The organism is Ruegeria sp. CH11, from assembly GCF_056537105.1.
Window position 1 is genome coordinate 26,232 of sequence record NZ_JBQFQX010000013.1, and the last position, 22,645, is coordinate 48,876.

General features: G+C 59.7%; 25 protein-coding genes. 10 read left to right on the forward strand and 15 right to left on the reverse strand.

Translation table 11 applies throughout. The annotated features are described in order from the left end of the window. Nucleotides 1–133 precede the first annotated feature (133 nt). Nucleotides 134–703 (reverse strand): helix-turn-helix domain-containing protein, encoded by a 570-nt coding sequence (locus ACR0LX_RS17300; RefSeq protein WP_480784791.1) that lies wholly within the window; start codon nt 701–703, stop codon nt 134–136. A gap of 127 nt (nt 704–830) precedes the next feature. Here ACR0LX_RS17300 and ACR0LX_RS17305 point away from each other — a divergent pair, with 127 nt between their 5' ends. Then, complete coding sequence (locus ACR0LX_RS17305; RefSeq protein WP_480784792.1) at nt 831–1,103, forward strand: DUF1294 domain-containing protein; 273 nt, start codon at nt 831–833, stop codon at nt 1,101–1,103. A 22-nt stretch (nt 1,104–1,125) separates the two neighbouring features. Here ACR0LX_RS17305 and ACR0LX_RS17310 read toward each other — a convergent pair whose 3' ends face one another. Both ACR0LX_RS17310 and ACR0LX_RS17315 read right to left on the reverse strand, forming a co-directional pair. Beyond that, nucleotides 1,126–1,644: a GNAT family N-acetyltransferase gene (locus ACR0LX_RS17310; protein WP_480784793.1), complete on the reverse strand. Its 519-nt coding sequence runs from the start codon at nt 1,642–1,644 to the stop codon at nt 1,126–1,128. A 61-nt stretch (nt 1,645–1,705) separates the two neighbouring features. Further along, nucleotides 1,706–2,878 (reverse strand): acetyl-CoA C-acyltransferase, encoded by a 1,173-nt coding sequence (locus ACR0LX_RS17315; protein WP_480784794.1) that lies wholly within the window; start codon nt 2,876–2,878, stop codon nt 1,706–1,708. A 102-nt stretch (nt 2,879–2,980) separates the two neighbouring features. Between ACR0LX_RS17315 and ACR0LX_RS17320 the strand changes: the two genes are divergently transcribed. From ACR0LX_RS17320 to ACR0LX_RS17330, 3 genes are all read left to right on the forward strand, one after another. Then, nucleotides 2,981–3,319, forward strand: a complete 339-nt coding sequence (locus tag ACR0LX_RS17320; RefSeq protein ID WP_480578521.1) for an STAS domain-containing protein — start codon at nt 2,981–2,983, stop codon at nt 3,317–3,319. Nucleotides 3,320–3,341: 22 nt separating this feature from the next. Next, on the forward strand, nt 3,342–3,791 hold the full coding sequence (locus ACR0LX_RS17325) for an ATP-binding protein (RefSeq protein WP_480784795.1): 450 nt from the start codon (nt 3,342–3,344) through the stop codon (nt 3,789–3,791). Nucleotides 3,792–4,008: 217 nt separating this feature from the next. Then, complete coding sequence (locus ACR0LX_RS17330) at nt 4,009–5,586, forward strand: gamma-glutamyltransferase family protein (protein WP_480784796.1); 1,578 nt, start codon at nt 4,009–4,011, stop codon at nt 5,584–5,586. A gap of 24 nt (nt 5,587–5,610) precedes the next feature. On the opposite strand, the gene hspQ is transcribed toward ACR0LX_RS17330, so the two are convergent. Beyond that, the gene (hspQ, locus tag ACR0LX_RS17335; protein WP_480578527.1) at nt 5,611–5,937 is read right to left on the reverse strand and encodes a heat shock protein HspQ; all 327 of its coding nucleotides are present in this window, start codon (nt 5,935–5,937) and stop codon (nt 5,611–5,613) included. Between the two features lie 219 nt (nt 5,938–6,156). Here hspQ and ACR0LX_RS17340 point away from each other — a divergent pair, with 219 nt between their 5' ends. Next, nucleotides 6,157–6,738, forward strand: coding sequence for a transglycosylase SLT domain-containing protein (locus ACR0LX_RS17340; RefSeq protein WP_480784797.1), 582 nt, complete (start codon nt 6,157–6,159; stop codon nt 6,736–6,738). A 10-nt stretch (nt 6,739–6,748) separates the two neighbouring features. Here the strand turns inward: ACR0LX_RS17340 and ACR0LX_RS17345 are convergent, their stop codons facing one another. From ACR0LX_RS17345 to ACR0LX_RS17360, 4 genes are all read right to left on the reverse strand, one after another. Continuing rightward, entirely contained in the window at nt 6,749–7,345 is a 597-nt protein-coding gene (locus ACR0LX_RS17345) for a LolA family protein (RefSeq protein ID WP_480784798.1), read from the reverse strand. Between the two features lie 39 nt (nt 7,346–7,384). Then, nucleotides 7,385–10,288 carry a DNA translocase FtsK gene (locus ACR0LX_RS17350; protein ID WP_480784799.1) on the reverse strand — a complete coding sequence of 968 codons (2,904 nt, stop codon included), beginning with the start codon at nt 10,286–10,288 and terminating at the stop codon, nt 7,385–7,387. Between the two features lie 14 nt (nt 10,289–10,302). Continuing rightward, nucleotides 10,303–11,484: an aminotransferase class I/II-fold pyridoxal phosphate-dependent enzyme gene (locus ACR0LX_RS17355; RefSeq protein WP_480784800.1), complete on the reverse strand. Its 1,182-nt coding sequence runs from the start codon at nt 11,482–11,484 to the stop codon at nt 10,303–10,305. Nucleotides 11,485–11,592: 108 nt separating this feature from the next. After that, the gene (locus tag ACR0LX_RS17360) at nt 11,593–12,921 is read right to left on the reverse strand and encodes an amidase (RefSeq protein ID WP_480784801.1); all 1,329 of its coding nucleotides are present in this window, start codon (nt 12,919–12,921) and stop codon (nt 11,593–11,595) included. Between the two features lie 54 nt (nt 12,922–12,975). On the opposite strand from ACR0LX_RS17360, the gene ACR0LX_RS17365 reads away from it, so the two are divergent. Beyond that, nucleotides 12,976–14,238 (forward strand): FAD-dependent monooxygenase, encoded by a 1,263-nt coding sequence (locus ACR0LX_RS17365; protein ID WP_480784802.1) that lies wholly within the window; start codon nt 12,976–12,978, stop codon nt 14,236–14,238. Here ACR0LX_RS17365 and ACR0LX_RS17370 read toward each other — a convergent pair. The 4 genes from ACR0LX_RS17370 to ACR0LX_RS17385 form a co-directional block, all read right to left on the reverse strand. Next, nucleotides 14,235–14,420 carry a Trm112 family protein gene (locus tag ACR0LX_RS17370; protein ID WP_480578541.1) on the reverse strand — a complete coding sequence of 62 codons (186 nt, stop codon included), beginning with the start codon at nt 14,418–14,420 and terminating at the stop codon, nt 14,235–14,237. The genes ACR0LX_RS17365 and ACR0LX_RS17370 overlap by 4 nt on opposite strands. Then, nucleotides 14,417–15,058: an LON peptidase substrate-binding domain-containing protein gene (locus ACR0LX_RS17375; RefSeq protein WP_480578543.1), complete on the reverse strand. Its 642-nt coding sequence runs from the start codon at nt 15,056–15,058 to the stop codon at nt 14,417–14,419. The genes ACR0LX_RS17370 and ACR0LX_RS17375 overlap by 4 nt, the downstream gene beginning before the upstream one ends. 27 nt (nt 15,059–15,085) lie before the next feature. After that, nucleotides 15,086–16,003: a thioredoxin gene (gene trxA, locus ACR0LX_RS17380; protein ID WP_480784803.1), complete on the reverse strand. Its 918-nt coding sequence runs from the start codon at nt 16,001–16,003 to the stop codon at nt 15,086–15,088. A 76-nt stretch (nt 16,004–16,079) separates the two neighbouring features. Then, the gene (locus tag ACR0LX_RS17385) at nt 16,080–16,868 is read right to left on the reverse strand and encodes an exodeoxyribonuclease III (RefSeq protein WP_480784804.1); all 789 of its coding nucleotides are present in this window, start codon (nt 16,866–16,868) and stop codon (nt 16,080–16,082) included. A 211-nt stretch (nt 16,869–17,079) separates the two neighbouring features. Between ACR0LX_RS17385 and ACR0LX_RS17390 the strand changes: the two genes are divergently transcribed. Continuing rightward, complete coding sequence (locus ACR0LX_RS17390; RefSeq protein ID WP_480784805.1) at nt 17,080–17,535, forward strand: hypothetical protein; 456 nt, start codon at nt 17,080–17,082, stop codon at nt 17,533–17,535. Nucleotides 17,536–17,685: 150 nt separating this feature from the next. Here ACR0LX_RS17390 and ACR0LX_RS17395 read toward each other — a convergent pair whose 3' ends face one another. Further along, nucleotides 17,686–18,372 carry a response regulator transcription factor gene (locus tag ACR0LX_RS17395; protein ID WP_424831655.1) on the reverse strand — a complete coding sequence of 229 codons (687 nt, stop codon included), beginning with the start codon at nt 18,370–18,372 and terminating at the stop codon, nt 17,686–17,688. A gap of 161 nt (nt 18,373–18,533) precedes the next feature. On the opposite strand from ACR0LX_RS17395, the gene ribA reads away from it, so the two are divergent. Beyond that, the gene (gene ribA, locus ACR0LX_RS17400) at nt 18,534–19,628 is read left to right on the forward strand and encodes a GTP cyclohydrolase II (RefSeq protein WP_480784806.1); all 1,095 of its coding nucleotides are present in this window, start codon (nt 18,534–18,536) and stop codon (nt 19,626–19,628) included. Beyond that, a complete protein-coding gene (locus tag ACR0LX_RS17405; RefSeq protein WP_480784807.1) occupies nt 19,625–20,125 on the forward strand; it encodes a L,D-transpeptidase family protein in 501 nt (166 codons plus the stop codon). The genes ribA and ACR0LX_RS17405 overlap by 4 nt, the downstream gene beginning before the upstream one ends. Here ACR0LX_RS17405 and ACR0LX_RS17410 read toward each other — a convergent pair. Next, entirely contained in the window at nt 20,109–20,768 is a 660-nt protein-coding gene (locus tag ACR0LX_RS17410; protein ID WP_480784808.1) for a YggS family pyridoxal phosphate-dependent enzyme, read from the reverse strand. The genes ACR0LX_RS17405 and ACR0LX_RS17410 overlap by 17 nt on opposite strands. Before the next feature lie 102 nt (nt 20,769–20,870). Beyond that, nucleotides 20,871–21,833 carry a porin gene (locus tag ACR0LX_RS17415; protein ID WP_480784809.1) on the reverse strand — a complete coding sequence of 321 codons (963 nt, stop codon included), beginning with the start codon at nt 21,831–21,833 and terminating at the stop codon, nt 20,871–20,873. Nucleotides 21,834–22,113: 280 nt separating this feature from the next. Here ACR0LX_RS17415 and ACR0LX_RS17420 point away from each other — a divergent pair, with 280 nt between their 5' ends. Then, complete coding sequence (locus tag ACR0LX_RS17420; protein ID WP_480578559.1) at nt 22,114–22,596, forward strand: DUF3576 domain-containing protein; 483 nt, start codon at nt 22,114–22,116, stop codon at nt 22,594–22,596. Nucleotides 22,597–22,645: the final 49 nt, after the last annotated feature.

A 22,645-nucleotide genomic window follows, 5' to 3' on the forward strand; every position in this document is an offset into this window, starting at 1 on the left:
ATCACCCCTTTGCTGTGGACGTGGTGCTGGCACCAAGCAACTTGCTGTAGATGATGAAACAGACCGCGATGACCCGGCGTGGTGACGAACACCCGCCAGAACAGGGCGACTATGGTCCAGACTTCAACGCTCATCAGTATACCGGCGGGGCGATGACCCAGATGGCCACAGCGGGCTCATCATACGGGTTTGCCCACTGGTAGGGTTCGTGTTTGATGCGAAAACTGTCGCCCTCTCCAACGGTGAAGCTGCGCGCACCAATGGTCAGATCCAGACGCCCCGAGACCACGTATCCGACCTCTTGCGTCGGTCGGTTGGCCGGAGTTTGCATTTTTGAATACGGTTCGAACGTGGAATGCACCATCTCGAAATCATCGGTCAGATCGGGTGACAGAAGTTCCTCGATCAATCCTTCGCGGTTCGACCCCATCGGGCGGCGTGCGCCAGCGCGCACGACATAGCCTTGTTCTTCCGCCGGGGCTGCTGAATGGGCAAACAGCATCGACATCGGAACCCCCAGGCATTGCGCAATCTGGCGCAGGTCCGAGATCGAGGGGTCCGATTTGTCACGCTCAACCTGACTGAACCACCCGACCGAACGATCCAGACGCGCGGCGATGTCAACCAGGGTCAACCCGCGCGCCTTTCGCAGCGCGCGGATGTCCGCTCCGAGTGTCGCACTTTGGGGGGCCTGGCTATTCACCGCCGCTCCGATTCTCGTGAAATTTTCTCCTCGTTTTTCACGATGGCTCGAATCGGTGAAATTTCCAAGCATTTTTTCACTTGGGTCCCTATGCCCGATTGGCTATGTCCCGGGCATGTGGATTGCAGTGATCTATCTTTGGGCAATTAACGGTCTGACTTTGCTGTGTTTCGGCTGGGACAAAGCCCGGGCAAAGCGGCGCAAACGCCGCGTTCCCGAACGCAGGTTGCTATGGCTCGCAGCGTTGGGCGGCAGCCCTGGCGCGCTGTTGGGGCGATGGCTGTTCGGGCACAAATCCCGAAAGCGCGGCTTTTCCGTCTGGTTGTTCGGGGTGGCCGCCCTACAGTTCGCGGCCTTGTATTTTGCATTCAGCTTCGGCGTATCGGCCCTAGCGCAATGACTTTGCCCTGGTGGGCGTTCAATCAGCGGAACTCGCGAACATACATCTCGGTGCTATGGGTCGAGCGTTCCGGCCAGAGTTTGAAGCCGGACTTTTGCAGAACGCGCGCCGAGGCCGGGTTGTCGCGTCCGACACCAGCAACCAGACGCAGTGACGGGCCAGACGTCAATGCGGACAAAAGCCCTTTGAGCAGCTCTGAGGCGTAGCCCTTTCCCCATGCGGATTCTGCAAACAGATAACCGATATGGACATCCGGGACTGCACCGGCATCAAGGTCTCCGGCCAACACCAACAATCCGATCAGCTGAGCGTCGCTGCTTTGGCGAACCAGCAGTATCTCGCTTTCGGCGCGGCGGGCCGCGATCCAGTCGGGCACGCCCTGATCTGTCAGGTGCATGGTTGGCGGCAAAGTCTCCAAAACGGCAGGGGTCAGCAGCGCGGCAAGCTCTTCGGTCAGCCTGCGCCTCGCTTGCGGCTCTGAAAGCTCAACGTCCCAATGCCTGACCGAAAGGCGCGGCGTGAGGAATTGGTTCGGAATCATGCGTGATCCAGCGGATTACAGAATTTTCAGAATCTAGCAGGTCCTTTGCCAAAGCAAAACGTTAGACCCGCTCGATCGCTATGGCCGTACCCTCGCCGCCACCGATGCAGATCGCGGCGACACCGCGCTGCAGATCACGGGTTTCAAGCGCATTCAACAACGTCACTATGATCCGCGCACCGGATGCTCCGATCGGATGGCCCAATGCGCAGGCACCGCCGTTCACGTTCACGATCTCGCGCGGTATACCCATTTCGTGCATGAAGGCCATGGGAACCACGGCAAAGGCCTCGTTGACCTCCCACAGATCAACATCGTTTTTGGACCAGCCGATACGATCCAGAAGTTTCTGCGCCGCAGGCACCGGCGCGGTGGTGAACAGGCCCGGCGCCTGCGCGTGGCTGGCATGACCCACAATGCGGGCACGGACCGTCAGGCCTTGCGTCTGCGCCGCGGCCGCCGACGACAGAACAAGCGCCGCCGCACCGTCCGAGATCGATGAGGAATTGGCCGCTGTCACCGTCCCGTCCTTTCGAAAAGCCGGTTTCAAGGTTGGGATTTTCTCAGGCCGCGCGGATTGAGGTTGCTCGTCTATGCTTTGCGTAAGGTCGCCTTTGCGCGCCCGAACCGTCACGGGCGCGATTTCACGGTCGAACGCGCCGCTTTGTTGTGCATTGATGGCGTTTGAGAGGGACTGCAACGCATATTCGTCCTGCGCCTGACGCGTGAACTGATAGGTTTCGGCACAATCTTCGGCGAAAGTGCCCATCAGGCGGCCCTTGTCATAGGCGTCCTCGAGCCCGTCGAGGAACATGTGATCCACCACCTGACCATGACCGATCCGCGCACCGCCCCGCATCTTGGGCAGCAGATACGGAGCGTTGGTCATGCTCTCCATCCCGCCAGCGACCATGGTGTCCGCATGGCCCAGGGCAATCTGGTCAAACGCCATCATCGCGGCCTTCATCCCCGATCCGCACATCTTGTTGAGCGTTGTCGCGGGCACGTCTTCGCCCAGACCGGCGGCAAATCCGGCTTGCCGCGCCGGGGCCTGACCCTGACCGGCAGGCAGAACACAACCCATCAGAACTTCGTCGACCGACTGCGCCCCTGCCCCCTCCAGCGCAGCGCGAATGGCTGTGCCACCCAATTCCACAGCGGCGACCCCGTCGAACATGCCTTGAAACCCACCCATCGGTGTACGCGCGGCCCCCGCGATCACAACTTCGTTCATCTGATGCCTCCCCAGCGTTTTCCTCTCTTGGATACCGAATGGTAAGAATTGCCGTCTAGCGTATTTCTACGATCTGTTTTCAAACCGCAGGGGTGGCTGTCCATGAAGCTCAGCAGCAGCATGACCAATGATGCGCAGGTGATTTCCGTTCATTGCGACCGGATAGATGCCGCAATGGCCATTCAGTTCAAGGAAGACATGCGGACGGAAACCGAAAACGACAGCCTGCGCGTGATTCTGGATCTGTCCTCGGTCGAATTCATCGATTCCAGCGGGCTTGGCGCGATTGTCGCCTCGATGAAACAGTTGGGGGATGCACGCCGTCTGGATCTGGCGGGATTGCATCCTGTCGTCGAAAAGGTGTTTCGATTGACACGCATGGATACGGTGTTCCGGTTGTTTGCCTCACTGGACGATGCGCTGGCCGCAGGTTGCCACTGACACCGGTCGGGAGTGAATAGGCGTGGCCCAAAACTGCAAAAATGGCTGCATCGACCTGAGCTTTCCTGCCACCGAGGCCGAGGCGAGCGCAGGAATCGCAGACCTCAGCCACCAGTTGATGGCGCATGGGGTTCCGACAGATCGGGCCGATGGCGTTAAGATCGCGCTGGCCGAGGCGATCAACAACGTGGTGGAACACGCCTATGCCGGGTTGATGCCCGATGAAGTGCGGATTTGCTGCCGTCTGTCGGGCGAATTTCTTGAAGTCGAGATCGTGGATACCGGCAACCCGATGCCCGGTCTTCAGCCGCCGGACGGCCCCCCGCCCACGGTCGAAGTTGCGCGCAAAGACCTGCCCGAAGGGGGCTTTGGCTGGTTCATGATTCACAATCTGGCCAGCGCAGTTCGGTATGAAAGACATGACGGGTTTAACCGCCTGTGTTTGTCGTTTCGTTTTTCCGACGCGTCGTAACGGGCACCAAATGGTCACAATAAGGCCCAGATCGAACCATTGTCGCGCCGCAAACCCCGGTCAGAAAGGCAGGGTAGCTCAGATAGCTTCCCTCGGCGCCTAGCGTCACAGCCCCCACCCAGTGAACGGCGCCGAGGACCTCCCTCTCTCTTTGAATTTATTGGACAACCCGGCATCCGGGCTTAGAGTTCGCCTGACCAATTCAGGGGACATCACAATGCGCGACCTGCATCTGCCCGGCCGATCCGAAGTTCTGTCGACACAAGGCATGTGTGCTACATCACATCCTCTGGCTGCCAAAACGGCATTGGACATCCTGGCGCGTGGCGGCAATGCCATGGATGCAGCCATCGCCGGCGCCGTCCTGTTGGGAATTTGCGAACCGCAGATGACCGGGCTTGGCGGCGATTGTTTTGTGCTGTTCAACCGCGCGGGCGAAGACAAGGTTCGCGCACTAAACGGATCTGGTCGCGCACCTGTGGCTGCGGATGCCGCGACATTGCGGGCAAGGGGGCTAACCGCCGTCCCGATCAACAGCCCAGACGCCGTGACGATCCCGGGCGCAGTGGATGCGTTTTGTCATCTTGCCGGAACCGAAGGTCGTCTGGGCCTGGACGCGATCCTGCAACCGGCCATCCACTATGCCAATACCGGGGTCCCTGTGGCTCCTCGCGTCGCATTCGACTGGGCTGAAGGCGAAGCAACGTTGCAGGGCGCTGCCCGCCAGCACTTTCTGAGCGACGGGACCGTACCGAAAACCGGTCAGGTCTTTCGTGCGCCTGGTCAGGCCGAAGTTCTGCGCCGCATCGCAAAGGATGGCAGGGATGCGTTCTATACCGGCGAAATAGCGCAGGACATGGTGGACGCTCTGACAAAGCTGGGTGGCGTTCACACGACCGACGACTTTGCCGCAACCACCTGCGATGAAACCAAGCCCGTTGGCGGCAACTACGCCGGTGTCGAATTACTGGAACATCCACCCAATGGCCAGGGCGCGACCGCGTTGCTTTTGTTGAACATTCTCTCGCATTTCGACCTGTCCGCGATGGATCCGTGGGGGGCCGAGCGTATTCACATCGAAGCCGAGGCCACCAAACTGGCCTATGACGCCCGCAACCGTTTTATCGCGGATCCCGATCACACCGCTCGGATGGCGCATTTTTTGGCCCCTGAAACAGCCGCCCGTCTGGCGGCCCTGATCGACCCGAACCGAGCGATGCCCGCCCCGGCGCCGCTGACCGAAGCTATTCACAAAGACACGATCTATATCACTGTTGTCGATCGGGACCGGATGGCCGTGTCACTAATCTATTCGATTTTTCACGGTTTCGGGTCCGGTATCGCATCGGAAAAGTACGGCATCCTGCTGCAGAACCGCGGTGCCGGGTTCACGCTGGAGGCAGGTCACCCGAACGAATTGGCGGGCAGAAAGCGCCCGATGCATACGATCATTCCTGGCATGCTGCGTCAGCATTCTCGTGTTCTGATGCCCTTTGGGGTCATGGGTGGCGCTTACCAACCGACTGGCCATGCGCGATTTGTGTCGAACCTGACAGACTTTGGTCTCGGCCTGCAGCAAAGCATTGATGCCCCTCGCGCCTTTGCGGATGGCGGCGTACTTAAAGTCGAACGGGGCTACCCCAACACTGTTCGGGAACAATTGTCCAATCTGGGGCATATTGTTGAAATTCCACCCGCGCCACTGGGCGGGGCACAGGCGATCCGAATCCGTGAAGACGGTGTTCTTGAAGGGGCCAGCGATCCTCGCAAGGACGGTTGCGCGCTGGGATATTAGCGGCGCGCCAAAGCGCCAGAGAAATCAGTTCAACTGGAAATGCAGCGGGTAGGACCCGTCCTGAAACGGACCGAACATATTGGGAATGTCGGGATGGTCCACAGGCTCACCCGATTGGTCCTCAACCAGATTTTGTTCTGAAACATAAGCCACATAGAAGGATTGGTCGTTCTCGGCCAGGAGGTGATAGAACGGTTGATCCTTGATCGGACGGCTGTCTTCGGGGATGGCCTGGTACCATTCTTCTGAATTCGAAAATTCAGGGTCCACGTCAAAAATCACCCCTCGGAAGGGATGTCTACGATGTCGAACCACCTGACCCAGGCGGTACTTGGCGTTTGTCTTCAGCATTGTCCTTGCCCCCAATGTATTTTCTACATTGTTCCGGGCCAAATTGCCAATCCTTGATCGGAGATTTCGGGAAACAGTCTGTGAACATCCTTATGACAGTGCCCGAGCGGCGCGCTTTGGAAAGTGGCAATACTGACAATTGCGCCCATTATTCTGAAACGATTGTGATTCCCTCGCAGCTCAATCTGCGCTAGAATAAAGAAAAAAGGCACGAGGCACATGAGCAGAATTCTTTTTGTACTCTTCGGGGTGCTGCTTTTGGCATCCTGTGGGGGCGGTTCGAACCAACCGCCCAGCAGATTGAACGACGCGTGCAGCATTGCGCGCGAAAAGCCGGATTATATCAAGGCGTTCCAAAAGACCGAACGGAAATGGGGCGTTCCCGTTCACGTTCAGATGGCGACGATCTATCAGGAAAGCCGCTACAAGCACGATGCGCGCACGCCGCACAAATACGTGCTGGGCGTCATCCCGATGGGCCGCCAAAGCAGCGCCTATGGGTTCAGCCAAGCGCTGGACGGCACATGGAAAGAATACCAGCGCGAAACCGGCAAACGCCGCGCCAAGCGGGATCGCATCCGCGACGCCTCGGATTTCATCGGCTGGTACATGAACAAAAGCTACGAGCGGAATGGCATCCACCCGACAGACACGCGCAACCAGTATCTGGCCTATCACGAAGGCCATACCGGTTATGCGCGCGGCAGCTATAATCGCAAGTCATGGTTGCTGAATGTGGCCGATGACGTGGATGTGCGGGCGCAAATGTATCAGGCGCAACTGGCAGGTTGCCGGTACTAAAAATAGTGGATCAGCGGTCAGCTGATCCACGTTTTTTTCCATCCGAGAACAGATTCTGATCCAGACGACCACCCTCGGTCAGTGGGCCCAGCAGAACTGTGGTCTGGGTGCCCGCGTTGTCGTGGATCACCCATTTCCGCAGTTCGACCGGGTTACTGGTGAACATCAGTTCGATGCGGCCGCTATCGGGGTTTTTCGGATCTTGCGCCGTGACTACGGTGGCGGTGCCGTCAAAGTCGTGGCCCACCACCATATTCGCCTGCCCAAGATTGACATTGCGGGCCAGCACCAGCGACAGGGGCGTACGCTTTAGCGGGTATTGCTCGGGTGGCTGGTTCGACTTGGCATCAAAGATCAGAACCGACCCCGACCGCGCCAGAACCACCGCATCATTTGGCGGATCATATTCGAACCGCATCTTGCCCGGACGCTGCAACCACAGCTTTCCGGTGCTGAGTGAACCATCGTCATTCACTTGCGTAAAGGTCGTCTGAACCGTTTTCAAACCGTTCAGGTAATTCGAAATTTGCGACAGCGGCAACTTGTCCGCCGCCCAGGCCGCAGGCGCGGCCAATGTCAAAGCAAGGGCAAAAGCAATCTGTTTCATAGGACCCAGATAAGCGTTCCGCCCTTGTTATTAAATATCCTATTGCTCGGGGACGAGGATTTCGCGTTTACCGACGTGATTTGCCCCGGAAACAACGCCTTCGTCCTCCATCTGCTCAACAAGCCGCGCAGCTTTGTTGTAACCGATGGCGAGTTTCCGCTGGATATACGAGGTCGAACATTTGCGATCCTTGATCACGATCGCAACAGCCTGATCGTACAGCGCATCCTCTCCGTTCGTGTTGCCACCGGTATTCAAGCCCAGAACCGCGTCGATATTGTCGGCCTTTTCCTCGGCCGGTCCATCGACCACGCCACTCATGTAATCCGGCGGACCGAACTGTTTCAGATGGTTGACGATTTCCTCGACCTCTTCGTCCGAGACAAACGGACCGTGGCAGCGGGTGATCTTGGCGCCGCCCGCCATATACAGCATGTCGCCCTGCCCCAGCAGTTGCTCGGCGCCCATTTCACCCAGAATGGTGCGGCTATCGACTTTCGAGGTCACCTGGAACGAAATCCGGGTCGGGAAGTTTGCCTTGATCGTTCCAGTGATCACGTCCACGGACGGACGCTGCGTGGCCATAATAAGGTGAATACCCGAGGCCCGTGCCATTTGTGCCAGGCGCTGAATGCAGGCTTCGATCTCCTTGCCCGCGACCATCATCAGGTCGGCCATTTCGTCGACGATCACGACAATATAGGGCATCGCCTCGGGCGCGAATTCTTCGGTCTCGAACATCGGCTCACCGGTTTCGTCGTCAAACCCGGTCTGGACCGTGCGGCTGAACATCTCGCCCTTAGACAGGGCATCCTTCACCCGGCCGTTGTAGCCCGCGATATTGCGGACGCCCATCTTGGACATCTTGCGGTAACGATCCTCCATCTCGCCCACGACCCATTTCAGAGCGACAACCGCTTTTTTCGGGTCGGTCACGACGGGCGACAACAAGTGCGGGATGCCATCATAGACGCTGAGTTCCAGCATCTTCGGGTCGATCATGATCAGACGGCATTCATCCGGTGACAGCTTATACAGCAGTGACAGGATCATCGTGTTGATCGCCACCGACTTACCGGAACCGGTCGTCCCCGCGATCAGCAGGTGGGGCATCTTGGCCAGGTTCGCAACAACGGACTCACCGCCAATATCCTTGCCCAAGGCCAAAGGCAGCGCGTGGTTGCCATCGCCGAAATCGCGGCTGGCGAGAATCTCGCGCAGTACCACCATCTCGCGGTTTTCATTGGGCAGTTCGATCCCGATGACCGAGCGCCCCGGCAGGGTTGAAACCCGCGCAGACAGGGCAGACATCGACCGCGCGATATCGTCGGCCAGACCGATCACACGGCTGGCTTTTAGACCCGGAGCCGGTTCCAACTCGTACATGGTGACCACAGGGCCCGGGCGGACGCTGACGATCTCACCCTTGACGCCATAATCGTCCAGCACGTTTTCCAGCATCCGCGCGTTTTCCTCCAGCGCCTCATCGCTCAGATGATGGCGCTGAATGCTGGCCGGGTTGGACAGCAAGCCTAGCGGCGGCAGTTCGAAATCGGAGTGCTTTTCCTCGAAAGACAAAGCAGGCTGCGCCTCGGCCTGTGCACGGCGTGACGGGGGCGGCGTGCGACGCACGGGCTGTGCCACGACCGGCTTACGCGGTTCGGCAACCGGGATTTTCACGGCTTGACGCGGCGGCTGTACCTGATCTGCCATCGGCGTATCTTCGAACACCGCTTCATCGTCAATATCGGGCTCGGGCGCATAGTCTTGATGAATCGGATCTTCCCATACGGGTTCTGCGTCGGCTGTCAGCATCGGCTCGGGCGGCAAGCCCGCCGACGTCATTGGCGGTTCCGGCGGCAGGTCGCTGACCGGGCCGTCGTTCAGGATCAACGGATCGGGCCCTCGCCCGCGCCCTTTTGTCAGGGGTCGGTTGGGATCATGTTCCGGTGTCATTTCACCAGCGGCAACCTTGCGATTGCGCACAGCGGCGGAGATTTTCGACCGGATGCGATCTTCGCCCGGCATCTCGTCATAGCCCTGCACCGGGTCCTGCGCCACCAGCTCGGGTTCGGGCAACGGATCCGGCCGACGGATCAGCGAGGGCATCCGCGCCAGCAAACCGGGTTTTGGCGCAGGCTCGGGCTCTTCGATCAAGGGCTCGTCAAACACCGGGTCGGCATAGGCAAGGTCATCGTCGAACTCGGCTTGAACCGGAACGGCGCGTTCGGCCTTGCGTTCAGCCCACTGGGCGCGGCGATCCCGCGCCGCCTGTGCGGTGGCCGAGGCCCCTCGGCCCAGCATGTTCATCAGCAGATCATAAGCCATCACCAGTCCCAGCAGGAATGCGCGGAAGCCGCGTTTGACGTCCGTTTTGGTGAAGCCCAGCACAAAAACGCCCAGCATCAGCATGCCCAGCGCCATGGCCAACGACATCAGTTTGACCAGGAAATGAGAGGAGATCGGCAAAAGGGTCAGCAAGGCACCCATGACCGTGTCGCCAAACAGGCCGCCCAGCCCATAGCTATGCGTTGCACGCCACGCGTCACCCGGCACCAACGTCGCTGCATAGACCGACACAACCGCGATCCAGATCGGTGCAAAGATCAGGCGGGCAATGGCGCGCTCTTCGGCGAAGTGGCCGGTAAAGCGCACGCCCCAACCGATCAGCACCAGAGCGATACCCCAGCTGCCCCATCCAACGATCATGAACAACGGCGCCGCAATCGAGGCCCCAATCCGCCCGATCCAGTTCTGCACAGGCGCATCTGTCGAGACCATCCAGTTGGGATCGTCCGGCGTGTAGGACCAGATCATCGCCGCAGCCGCCAGACCCAACAGGATCAGGGCGATCCCGATCAGTTCCTTGCTGCGCCGTTCGATGGCGGCCTGCGTGGTGCTGTCCAGCAACGGATCACGGTTTCGCGCGTTCAATGATGCCATTTTGCCCTCGTACCTCACGAATAGATGCAGTCGCGGAGCTTGATCAGCCCGCGCTGCACTTCGGTTTTTGGGGCCACCAACGCGACCCGGATAAAGTTTTCGCCCGGGTTTTGCCCCGGATCACCTTGAGAAAGATATGCGCCCGGCAGAACCCGTACTCCGGTGTCCTGCCAGACTTTCAATGCGGTTTCCTCGCCGTTATCCACCGGCAGCCATAGAAAAAACCCGGCTTCGGGCGACATGTAGCCCTGCACACCGGCAAAGACCTCGTCCGCGACGGCGTATTTCTCTTGATAGAGCGCGCGGTTTTCCTGCACGTGCTGTTCATCCGCCCAGACCTTTGCTGCCGCGGCCTGCAACGGTAGCGACAGCGGCGCGCCCGCATAGGTGCGCAATTTCTTGACGTGCTTGATCGTCTCGGGGCCGCCCGCAATCAGGCCCGACCGCAAACCGGCCAGATTCGACCGCTTCGACAACGAGTTGAACAGGGTGATGCGTTCGGGATCGGCCCCCAATTCCTGCGCTACCGTCAACACGCCGACGGGCGCAGTGTCACGGTAGATTTCCGAGTAACATTCATCTGCGAAAATGCGGAAATCATAGTGTTCGGCCAGACGGATCAGTTCGACCCAATACTCACGCGACGCAACCGCGCCCTGCGGGTTGGCAGGCGAACAAATATAAGCGACCGCAGTTCGGTTCAGAACCTCATCGGGCAGGCCCGCATAATCCGGCAGGTGTCCGGTCGCTGCTGTGGCAGGCACAAAATGCGGCTGCGCACCGACCGAAATCGAAGCCACCATATAGACCTGATAAAACGGATTAGGACACAGGACGATCGGCTGCTGGCCGTTTTTCTGTTCCGGGCACAGTGCCATCGCGGCATTATACAGCCCCTCGCGGGTGCCGTTCAGGGCCATGACATTGGCCTCTGGGTCCATCGTCACGCCATAGCGGCGCTTGATCCAGTCGGTGATGGCCCCGCGCAACTCGGGTGAACCTTCGTTGGGCGGGTATCCCTGAAACCCGGCGGCGTTTTCCATGATCACATCCGTCACCCAGGCCGGGAAATCATGGGTCGGCGCACCAATGGTCATATGAATGACGTCACCGCCCGGCTGATGATGATCCAACAGGGCGCGAAGACGCGGGAATGCATATGCCGGTAGGTCCGAAAACCGCTCGGGGAAATTCATAACAACTGCCTCAATACCGGGATCGTTTTCGCCCCGTTTTCTGGCAGATTACAGATCGAACATCCCACAGTCCAGACAAAGAGGTTCCGAATCAGGGGATTGTGGCATTCAGGCCAACGCGGATTCAGCCGCCGATCCCAACCGCAAAAGCGCTTCTTCCGAGCCCGGATACCCCAACAACATCAGCCCACAGCTTGGTGTCCCCGTCGGAAGCGTCAATGCCGCCAGCCCCATCAGATTGCCAATCCGGGTGTTACGCAGGGCCAGCAGGTTCTCGGTGACGTAATAGTCATGGTCGGACATCAGCCGCTCGAGATTGGGGGGCAGGATCGGCGCGGTGGGCGCAAGCACGGCGTCAAACCCTGCGGTTGCCGCATCCCACGCGCTGCGGCAGGCTTTGAGTTTGGACCAGGCGGCCAGATATTCCGGGCCCGATACATCCCTGCCGGCCCGGAACCGTTCGAGGATCTCGGGATACATCGCGTCGGGATTGGCCTCGATCACGTCACGCCAGAGGCCGTAGGCTTCGGTCGTGTAAAGCACTCCGGACAGGCTCATCGCATCGGCCAATTCAGGGACGTCAAGCGGTACGATCTCGGCACCGGCGGCCTTGAGCTTTTCCAAGGCGTCCTCGTAAGCGCGGCCTGGTTCATCGCGCAAGTCATCCCGCGCTACGGTCTGCAGATCCGCAAATCGACGGCCTTCCAATGACGCCCCCCGCAGATCGGCAGGGGTGCCGCCTTCAAGCAGCGCCAGCATATGCGCAGCGTCTTCGACCGATCGGGTCAGCGGGCCGACCGTGTCGAACCGCAGGCACAAAGGCACAACGCCTTCAAGGCTGAGCCGACCCGAGGTTGTTTTCAGACCAACCAGATCGTTCCAGGCGGCCGGAATTCGCACCGATCCGCCGGTATCCGACCCGATGCCACATGCGGCCAGACCCCAGGCAACCGACGCCGCTGCCCCCGAAGACGACCCCCCCGGTATCGCGCTTTCATCGTGAATACAGGGCGGCGTGGCCGTGATCGGGTTCAGGCCAAGGCCCGAGAAGGCCAGTTCGCTCATATGCGTCTTGCCCAGACAGACCGTACCCATCGCGGTTGCGTTCCGCACGACCAGAGCGTCGACGTCCGGCACCCGGCCTTTCAACAGCGCCGAACCCGCTTCGGTACCGATATCGGCGGTGTCGAACAGGTCCTTCCAACTGATCGGCACGCCGTCCAGCAGGGATCGCCGCAACCCGGATGTGACGCGATCCTGCGCGGCCTTCGCTTCGGCCATGGCCCGGTCATGGGTTACACACGCATAGATCGTATCGCGATGCGGATGGGAGTCGATGGCGTTCAGGTAGGTTTCGGTCAGCTCGACGGGATCAATCTGCCCCATGCCGATCCCCCGACCCAGATCACATGCGGTCATGGTCAACCAGTCCTGCATCCTGCACCCTCCTGACTTTCTTGCGTGTCCCGGACGGTAGCGACAGGACCGCACATGGACAATCCCGAAAGGGCGCGCATATTGCAGGGCATGACACAAGGTTCCGATATCCTGATCGTCGGCGGCGGGCTGAACGGCCCGGCGCTGGCCCTTGCACTGGCTCAGACGGGGCATTCGGTCACCGTCATCGACGCGCTGGCCGAACAATCCCGCCGGGACACCGCCTTTGACGGGCGGGCCTATGCGCTGGCGTTGGCGTCAAAACGGCTGTTGGAGGCAATCGGCGTTTGGGACCGCGTTGCCGAACACGCCCAGCCGATGTTGGACATCAAGGTCACCGATGGCCATGCAGGGGCCGGACCATCCCCGTTCTTCATGCATTTCGACCATGCCGAGATCGAAGAGGGGCCGATGGGCTACATGGTCGAAGATCGCCACCTGCGACGCGCCTTTCTGGATGCTTTGGGCGACACAGCGGCGATAACGCAGATCAACGGCAGAACCGTCACCGCACAAGACACCACCGCAACTGGTGTGACGCTAACTTTGGATGACGGGGCTTCGGTACCGGGAGGGCTACTGGTCGGGTGCGACGGTCGCGCCAGCGCTACTGCCAAGCGGGCCGGCATCAAGCGCACCGGCTGGGATTACGGCCAGACCGCGCTGGTCTGCGCCATCGAGCATGACCTGCCTCATCACGGCACCGCGCATCAGTTCTTCATGCCGCCGGGTCCGCTGGCGATTTTGCCGCTGACCGGCAACCGCAGTTCGATTGTCTGGAGCGAACGCACAGAAACCGCCCAACACATCAATGCCTTACCCAAGGATGACTACCTGCAGGTTCTGCGCCCGCGATTTGGCGATTTTCTGGGTGATATCCAATTGGCCGGAGACCGGTTTACCTACCCCCTGAACCTGACCATCGCCAATTCGTTCGTCGCAGATCGTCTGGCTTTGGTCGGCGACGCCGCACACGGGATGCACCCGATTGCCGGTCAGGGATTGAACGCCGGTCTACGGGACGTCGGCGCGCTGGCCGAGGTGGTCACGCTGGCCGGACGACGCGGCGAAGATATCGGCTCGACCCTGGTTCTGGAGCGCTATCAGGAATGGCGGCGGTTCGACACCGCGTCGCTGGCGATGGCGACAGATGTGTTCAACCGGCTGTTTTCCAACGACAACCCGCTGCTGCGCATTGGCCGTGACATCGGGATGGGCATCGTCGGATCGCTGCCGGGGCTGCGGCGCGGCTTTGTCCGCGAGGCTGCCGGACTGACCGGAGACTTGCCGAAACTTCTGCAGGGCCGGGCAATCTAGTCCAGTTCGCGCGCCTCGTCCACCAGCATCACCGGGATACCGTTGCGGATCGGAAAGGCCAGCCCTGCCGCTTTGGACACCAGTTCCTGCCGGTCAGCATCGTAATGCAGGGTCGTCTGTGTCTTGGGGCAGATCAGAGCCTCAAGCATGTGGCGGTCGAACGCATGGTCCGTTTCGGTCATTGCAGTTTCTCCTCGTTTGAACCGCCGCGCATGGCGAATTCGATCAGCGTCACCAGCGTTTCGCGCCGGGTGCGCAGGCATGGAGCCTCGAGCAGCGCCTGTTTGTCCTCGGGGTCGAAATCCAGCAGCATCGACAGGGAATTGACCAGCAATTCGTCATCGGCGTCTTTCATCGTCTCCCAATCGGTCGACAACTGCTTGGAGGCGAAAAAGCGTTCAAGCAGCAGCAGAAAACCCGTGCGGTCAAAGCCGTCATCGGTTTCCGACTTCCCCAGATCGCGATCAAACCCCTTCCACGAAACCGCGCAACGGCGATAAGGTGTGAAGCCCTCAAGCTCGGACATCACCCGGAACCGCGAGATGCCCGTCAGCGTGATCATATATCGACCGTCTTCGGTTTCGGAGAACTGCGTGACACGACCAGCGCATCCGATCTGGTGCAGCTTGGTTTCGTCGCCCTGACAGGTGTTGGGTTGAACCATACCTATCAGCCGTTCCTTGGTCTTGAGCGCATCATCCAGCATCTGCAGGTAGCGCGGCTCGAATATGTGCAGCGGCAGGCGCGCCCGCGGCAGCAGCAGCGCCCCGGGCAGTGGAAAAACAGAAACCGATTCCGGCAAATCAGCGGGATGCATCATAGCCCCAAGTCTAGCCCTGATCGGGATTTAGGCAAATATCATCGAGCTGAGTTTGCGACGTCCGTTCAAAACAACCGGATCATTGGGCTTGAGCGCATCAAAGATCGTGAAGAGTTGCGCCTTGGCGGCACCCTCGTTCCATTCGCGGTCGCGACGGAACAGTTCCAGCAATTGCGCAACCGCTTCGTCAACGTCACCGTTGGCGTGCAGCGCTTGCGCCAAATCGAAGCGCGCCTGATGGTTGTCGGGCTCGGCCTCGACCGCAGCGGTCAGTTCGCCGACCGGCCCGGCATCTGCGGCTTGCTTGGCCAGTTCCAACTGCGCATGCGCAGCTTCGATCTCGGGCGAGGACGAAATCTCGGCGGGCGCTCCGTTCAGGATGGCCTCGGCCTGCTCCAGATCATCCAAGGCGATATGCGCGCGTACAAGGCCGCCATAGGCACCCGCGTGGTTCGCGTCTTCACCCAGAATGGCTGCAAATGTCTGCGCAGCGTCCACGGCAGCCCCCTCGGCCAGCATCTCTTCGGCGGCCTGAACCGCATCCTCAAGTTGCCCGCCTGGGCTTTCGCCGCCGGTGGTTTCGATCACCCGATCGACAAAGGCCTTGATCTCGGACCCCGGAACCGCACCCTGAAACCCGTCCACCGGTTGGCCCTTATGGAAGGCATAGACCGTCGGGATCGACTGAATGCGCATTTGCGAGGCAATCATCTGCGCCTCGTCCACGTTGATCTTGACCATCTTCACTGCGCCTTTTGCGGCGGTCACGGCCTCTTCCAGCAACGGACCCAACGTTTTGCACGGACCGCACCACGGTGCCCAGAAATCCACGATTACCGGGGTTTCCTGCGAGGCTTCGATCACGTCGGCCATGAATGTGGCCTCGGTCCCGTCTTTGATCAGATCGGTGGCTTGGGCACTGTCAGCGCCGTTCAGAAGATCCATTGCATTCACTCTCTGGTTCGAAGTTGCGCCTTATATGCAACCGTCGGGCGCGGAAACCAAGGGCAGAGTTGCCCCTTTACAGATCGAAAGTCGCAAAAACCGGGGCGTGATCGCTGGGCTTCTCCCATCCGCGCGCGTCGCGCAGGATGCGGCTGGAATGGCCCGCGTTCGAGATATCGGGGGTCGCCCAGACGTGATCCAGCCGTCGCCCCTTGTCAGCCGCATCCCAATCGCGCGCCCTGTATGACCACCAACTATAGAGGTTGCCTTCGGGAATATCCTGCCGCGTGACGTCGACCCATCCGCCCGCATCCTGCGTTTCGGCCAGATGTTCAACCTCGATCGGCGTGTGCGACACAACCTTGAGCAGTTGTTTGTGCGACCAGACGTCATCCTCGCGCGGGGCGATGTTCAGGTCGCCAACCAATATGGATTTTTCGGGCTTTTCCGCGTGAAACCAGTCACGCATGTCAGTCAGATAGTCCAGCTTTTGTCCGAATTTCTCGTTCTTTTCGCGATCCGGTATGTCCCCGCCCGCCGGGACATAAAAGTTGTGAATCGTCACGCCATTTTCCAACCGTCCCGCAACGTGGCGGGCATGGCCCAGACCGGCGAAGTCCTTGTCACCGACCTCGACCATCGGCAGACGCGACAAGATGGCGACGCCGTTGTAGCCCTTTTGCCCACGCGCAACCATGTGAGTATATCCCAACTCGGCAAATCCTTCGGTCGGGATCTTTTCGACCGGCGACTTGCATTCTTGCAGGCACAGAACATCCGGAGCTTCTTCCTGCAGCAGTTTCAACACGATAGGCTCGCGCAGGCGGACCGAATTGATGTTCCAAGTGGCAAGAGTGAAGGGCATTGGGGATTCCTTTGTCGCGGTTGGCGCAGGTTAGCGTGCTGCTCAGCCCGGCACCATGCCTAATGAACGCCAGTGATGAGTTTTCAGATGCGTCCTCGGCAATCTCCAAGCGCATATGAAGTGTAGATGAATTCCCCTTTATATTCCGCAACCCACATAGAAATCCGACCGTCGGCCGCCAACATTCAAGGTATTCAAGACGGAGGAGATCATGACCAGACTTAAGACACTTGGTGCCGCTGCTCTGGCGAGCACCTTTGCCTTTGCGACCCTAGCGGCAGCCGACAGCACGCCCGACCTGCGCGGCGTTTGGAGCGGAACCCACACAGTTGCGGCCTTGCCCAACGAAAACAGCGCTGGAGCCCCGCGTTTCAACCAGTCCGAATGGGTTCTTGAGATCAAGGAGCAACAGGACAACGTGTTCTGGGGCACAAGCAAATGGAGTCGGACAAGCTCGGATCGCTGGAACGAAGGTCAGGTGACCGGCACGATCAGCCGTGATGGCTCGGGTTCTATCGCTATGGTTGAAAGCCGGGTTGGGGAAGACCGCCACGTCAATGGCTTGATCGACGCCACCTTTGAGGACGGTAAAATTTACGCCGATTTTCGCAGCCTTAACAGTGGTATAACCTACAGCACTGTTTTGGAGAATGGTAACGCAAGCTAGAAAGACCTGCTACCCAACCAAAAAAAGCCGGGCCTTTCGGCCCGGCAGTCCAACAGGGAGGTGCATGTCTTGACCCGGACATGCGCGGGTTGGGAGTAACCTATACTTGTACCCAGAGTATCACTTTGATCCGCGTCAATCCACTATAGATCAAGAAACCAGGCGATATCCGCCCGATTCTGTGACCAAAAGGCGAGCATTTGACGGATCGGGCTCGATTTTCTGCCGCAACCGGTAGATGTGTGTCTCAAGCGTATGCGTGGTCACACCCGCGTTATAGCCCCAAACCTCGTGCAACAGGACGTCCCGGGCCACCACGCCATCGGTCGAGCGGTACAAGAACTTGAGAATGTTCGTTTCTTTCTCGGTCAGGCGGATTTTGCGGTCATCCTCGGTCATCAGCATCTTCATCGCCGGTTTGAACGTATAGGGACCCAGCACAAAAACCGCATCCTCGGATTGTTCGTGCTGGCGCAGTTGCGCGCGGATACGGGCCAACAGCACCGGAAACTTGAACGGCTTGCTGACATAGTCATTCGCGCCCGCGTCCAGACCCAGGATCGTGTCGGCGTCGCTGTCATGGCCGGTCAGCATCAGGATCGGGCTTTTGACGCCCTGTTTGCGCATCAGGCGGCACAGTTCGCGCCCGTCCGTGTCGGGCAGTCCCACATCCAGGATAACAAGGTCGTAAATCGCTTCGCGCGCCCGTTCCATAGCCGAGGCACCGTCGGATGCTTCGAACACGTCGAAATCCTCGGTCATCACCAATTGCTCGCTAAGCGCTTCGCGCAGGTCTTCGTCGTCATCCACCAGCAGGATTTTCTTGAGCTGAGCCATGTGCGGTCCTCCTAAGCCTTTTCCATCACTTGCGTACAGAGAATGCAATCAGCAAGCTTTGCTGCAAGTGTCTCACGCCCTCGTGTCTGATGCAGAGGAAATGTTTCACATTTCCCCATGATCGGGGTAGGAGAATGACGAAACGTTACCGGGTAGCAGGAATGAGTCTCACTCCCGACATCACCGAATTGCTTGCGCGCGCGCGGGCTGATCTGCGCATGGGCGTTCCCGTTGTTCTGACCGACGATGGCGGTGGCAGCGTGCTGGCCGTGGCGTCGGAAACGTTGAGCCCGCAGCGTTTGGTGGATTTGCGGGCGTTGGGTGGCACGCCGGTGGTCGCCATCACCGTCCGCCGCGCGGAAACGTTGAAAGCGCGGGCCTATGACGGAGATCTGGCGCGCGTTGTCATCCCGGCAGATGCGGATCACGCCTGGGTGCAGGCGGTGGCGGATCCGTCGGACGACCTGAGCGCGCCGATGAAGGGCCCCCTGATGACCGAGCGGCAGGGGAATGCTCATCTGCATCGGATCGCGATTGCCCTAACCAAATCCGCGCGGCTGCTGCCCGCCGCCGTGGTCGCAGCGATCCCCGATGGCCCCGGCCTTGCCGCCACCCACGGGTTGACGCGCATCGACCACACCGCTGCGGCACCACATCTGGCGGATCGCAGCGCACTGCACGAGGTTGTGGCCGCACGCTTGCCGATGGAAGTGTCCGAAGCCGGTCGCCTGCACGTCTTCCGCCCCGAAGATGGCGGAGAGGAGCATTATGCCGTCGAAATTGGTCGCCCGGATCGGGATAAACCGGTTCTGGCCCGGTTGCATTCGGCCTGTTTCACCGGCGACCTGATGGGCAGCTTGAAATGTGATTGCGGTCCGCAATTGCGCGGCGCCCTGGCGCAGATGGGGACCGAGGGAGCGGGTGTTCTGCTCTACCTCAATCAAGAGGGGCGCGGGATCGGTCTGGCCAACAAGATGCGGGCCTATTTCCTGCAAGATCAGGGGTTCGATACGGTCGAAGCCAACCATCGTCTAGGATTCGAAGACGACGAGCGCGACTTTCGTTTGGGTTCGGACATCTTGAAATCTCTGGGCTTCGGCTCGGTGCGACTGCTGACGAACAACCCCGCCAAGATCGCGATGATGGAGCGGACCGGGATCGCCGTCACCGAACGTGTTCCGCTGAAAGTGGGCGAGACGGCCCATAATCGTGGCTACCTTGCGACCAAGGCCGCAAAGTCGGGCCATTTGCTTTGACGCCAGGCGACCTTGTGCTGACCCCAAGGGGCGTGCGGTTTCTGGGGCGGCTCTTTCCTTGCGCTATCGGCAAAGGCGGCCTGAGCAATACCAAACGCGAAGGCGACGGTGCCACGCCGACCGGAACGCACCGAATCGTCGGCATGTTGTATCGCGCGGACCGGATCGCGCGCCCTGCCCGTTGGGCGCGTCCGATCGGGCCCTGGGATCTGTGGTCAGATGACCCGTCGGACGAGGACTATAACCATCTGGTTCAGGCCCCATATGCGCCCAGCCACGAAAGGTTGCGCCGTGCGGACCCGCTATATGATCTGGTGCTGATAACCGATTGGAATTGGCCCAATGCCATACCCGGGTCTGGGTCGGCCATCTTTCTGCATCAATGGCGTCGCGCGGGTTATCCCACTGAAGGCTGTGTTGCCTTCAGCCGAAGCCATCTGCATTGGATTGCCCGCCAGATCTTGCCGGGCACACGGTTGATTATCCCTCAGGTTTGACGCGCGCGCCGAAGATGGCCGACCCCACACGCACATGGGTTGCCCCCAGCGCAATGGCCGATTCAAAATCACCGCTCATCCCCATGGACAGCCCCTCCAAACCGTTCCGATCGGCGATCTTGGCCAACAGGGCGAAATGCAGAGCGGGTTCCTCCTCGACCGGTGGAATGCACATAAGCCCCTTGATCGGCAGGTCCAGTCCCCGGCAATCAGTGATGAAGTTATCCGCTTCAGAAGGCAGAACCCCTGCTTTCTGATCTTCTTCACCCGTGTTGACCTGAATGAACAGATCCGGGCATGTGCCGATCTCTTGCGCCAGTCGCGCAAGCGTTTTTGCCAATTTGGGTCGATCCACTGAATGGATAGAATCACACAGCTCCATCGCCTGCCGCGCCTTGTTGGTCTGCAACGGTCCGATCAGGTGCAGATCGATGCCCGAGAAGCGCTCGTTGAACTCTGGCCATTTTCCGGCGGCTTCCTGCACGCGATTCTCGCCAAAACACCTATGGCCCTGCTGCAACACCGCTTCGACCCGGTCATTGGGTTGCACTTTAGACACCGCGATCAATTGCACGGATCCTTTTGCGCGCCCTGCAGCGGATTCGGCTTTGGCAATACGGTCGGTGATATCTTGCAGCGACATGGGGCCTCTCATTCTGCGTTTGCCGCAGCAAAACACCATGTTGGCGCAAAAGAAAAGGGCAGGTCCGAAGACCTGCCCTTGAACCTTGTGGTTCAGATCAACTTAGAAGTTGAACTGAGCACCAAAGTCGGCACGGATGCGGCCGTCGGCATCGCCAACTTTTTCACGGCCGATACCACCGCGCAGCGATGCACCGCCGCCCAGGTCGTAGATTGCGCCGATACCGTATTCCTGCGCGTCGCCGTCGGCATTACCGTCGCCGTATGCTGCAGTGATGGTGGTTGCTGCGCCAACGTTGTAAGCCAGCGACAGACCCCATGCGGTGCCGTCGGTTTCTTCACCAGCGGAGTTAACCGGCGTGTCGCCGTCGCGACCAACAAACAGAGTACCCGAGAAGTCGCCGAACTCTGCACCCAGGGTGAATACGATCAGGTCTTGATCGTCTGCACCGCTGTCACCCTCGTCGGTCTGACCATAGGCCAGAGCGGCGGTGATGTTGTTGAAGGTGTAGGTTGCGCTGATGTCCCAGCGGTCTGCACCGTCGGTTGCGTCGGTGTCATACGATGCGCCGAATGCGAAATCGCCAACTGCGTACTGGAAGAACACAGCGTTTGCACCGGTGCCGGTCGACGAATAGCCCAGGAAGTCATAGTCGATACCGGAGTACTGACCGATGAACGATTCCAGACCAGGCTCGTTACCGTAGTAGTTTGCCAAGTTGTCGAACGAACCTGCGACGTTGCCCGCGTCAACACGCAGACCGCCGAAGATGACCGAGAAACGCGCGCCGTTCAGGCCAGCTGCGCCTTGCTCGCCGGTCGATGCGTCGTCGTCAGCCTGCAGACGAACACGGCCTTCAAAGCGAACGCCACCGTCGGTTTCGGTGATGCCGTCGATGTTCAGACGGAAGCGCGAAACCAGGATGGTGTCGTCTACGTTGTCGTCGGTCGAACGGTCTTCTTGGTAGCCAATACCAAAACGGCCGTAACCGCCCAGTTTGACTTCTGCTGCAGCAACGCCTGCGGTCGCTACCAGCGCCGTCGTTGCGAAGAGAACTTTTTTCATCTTGTTTCCCTCGGTTTCAAAGGTTTTTCTACTCGACACATGCAAAGCATATGTCTCAGCACGGACACCGTTTCGCTCTTTTTGCCCCCAAAGCGCAAGCTTGGCATGAGCGACATTCCGTCATTCGGCCCAAATTGGTGCAAGGATGCCACAGTCAATTTTGCCCCCCAATCGGCGCGACGCACGGACATTTCAAAAGAATAGGCTTGTTGCTGACTGGGTCCTTGGCTAGGAGTATGCCCCAGCAAAAGCCTTACCAGTGAAACAGGACCCGCTTACAATGCGCCTGCCGACGATTTTGTCTTTGATCGTGCTGACTGCAACCCTTTCGGCTTGCGGACAGAATCGCAGCACCTCGACTGTAAACCCCAACCTCATTGGCGGCACGACGGATGAACGGGAACTGAACGATCCCAACCGGTCAACCATCTGGGATATCTTCGACCGGGGCGAGGCCGAGCGGATCACCAACGTCAACCGCTATCTGTGGACCGCCTCTCTGGATGTGCTGAACTTTCTGCCCCTGCAAGAGGTGGATCCGTTCACCGGCGTAATCGTGACCGGCTATGGCACACCGCCGGGTGGCGGACGGTCTTACCGCGCAACGGTTCATATCAGCGACCCGGCCCTTGCGGCGCGTTCGCTGTCCGTTGCATTGCAGACCAGCGGAGGCGCACCTGTAAGCGCCGCTACCACCCGCGCGGTCGAGGATGCGATTCTCTCTCGGGCCCGCCAGCTACGGATTGCGGACAACAAGTTCTAGCAACCCGCCGAAAATCACTCTATGACCACGCCGGGTTCCTACCCGGCGT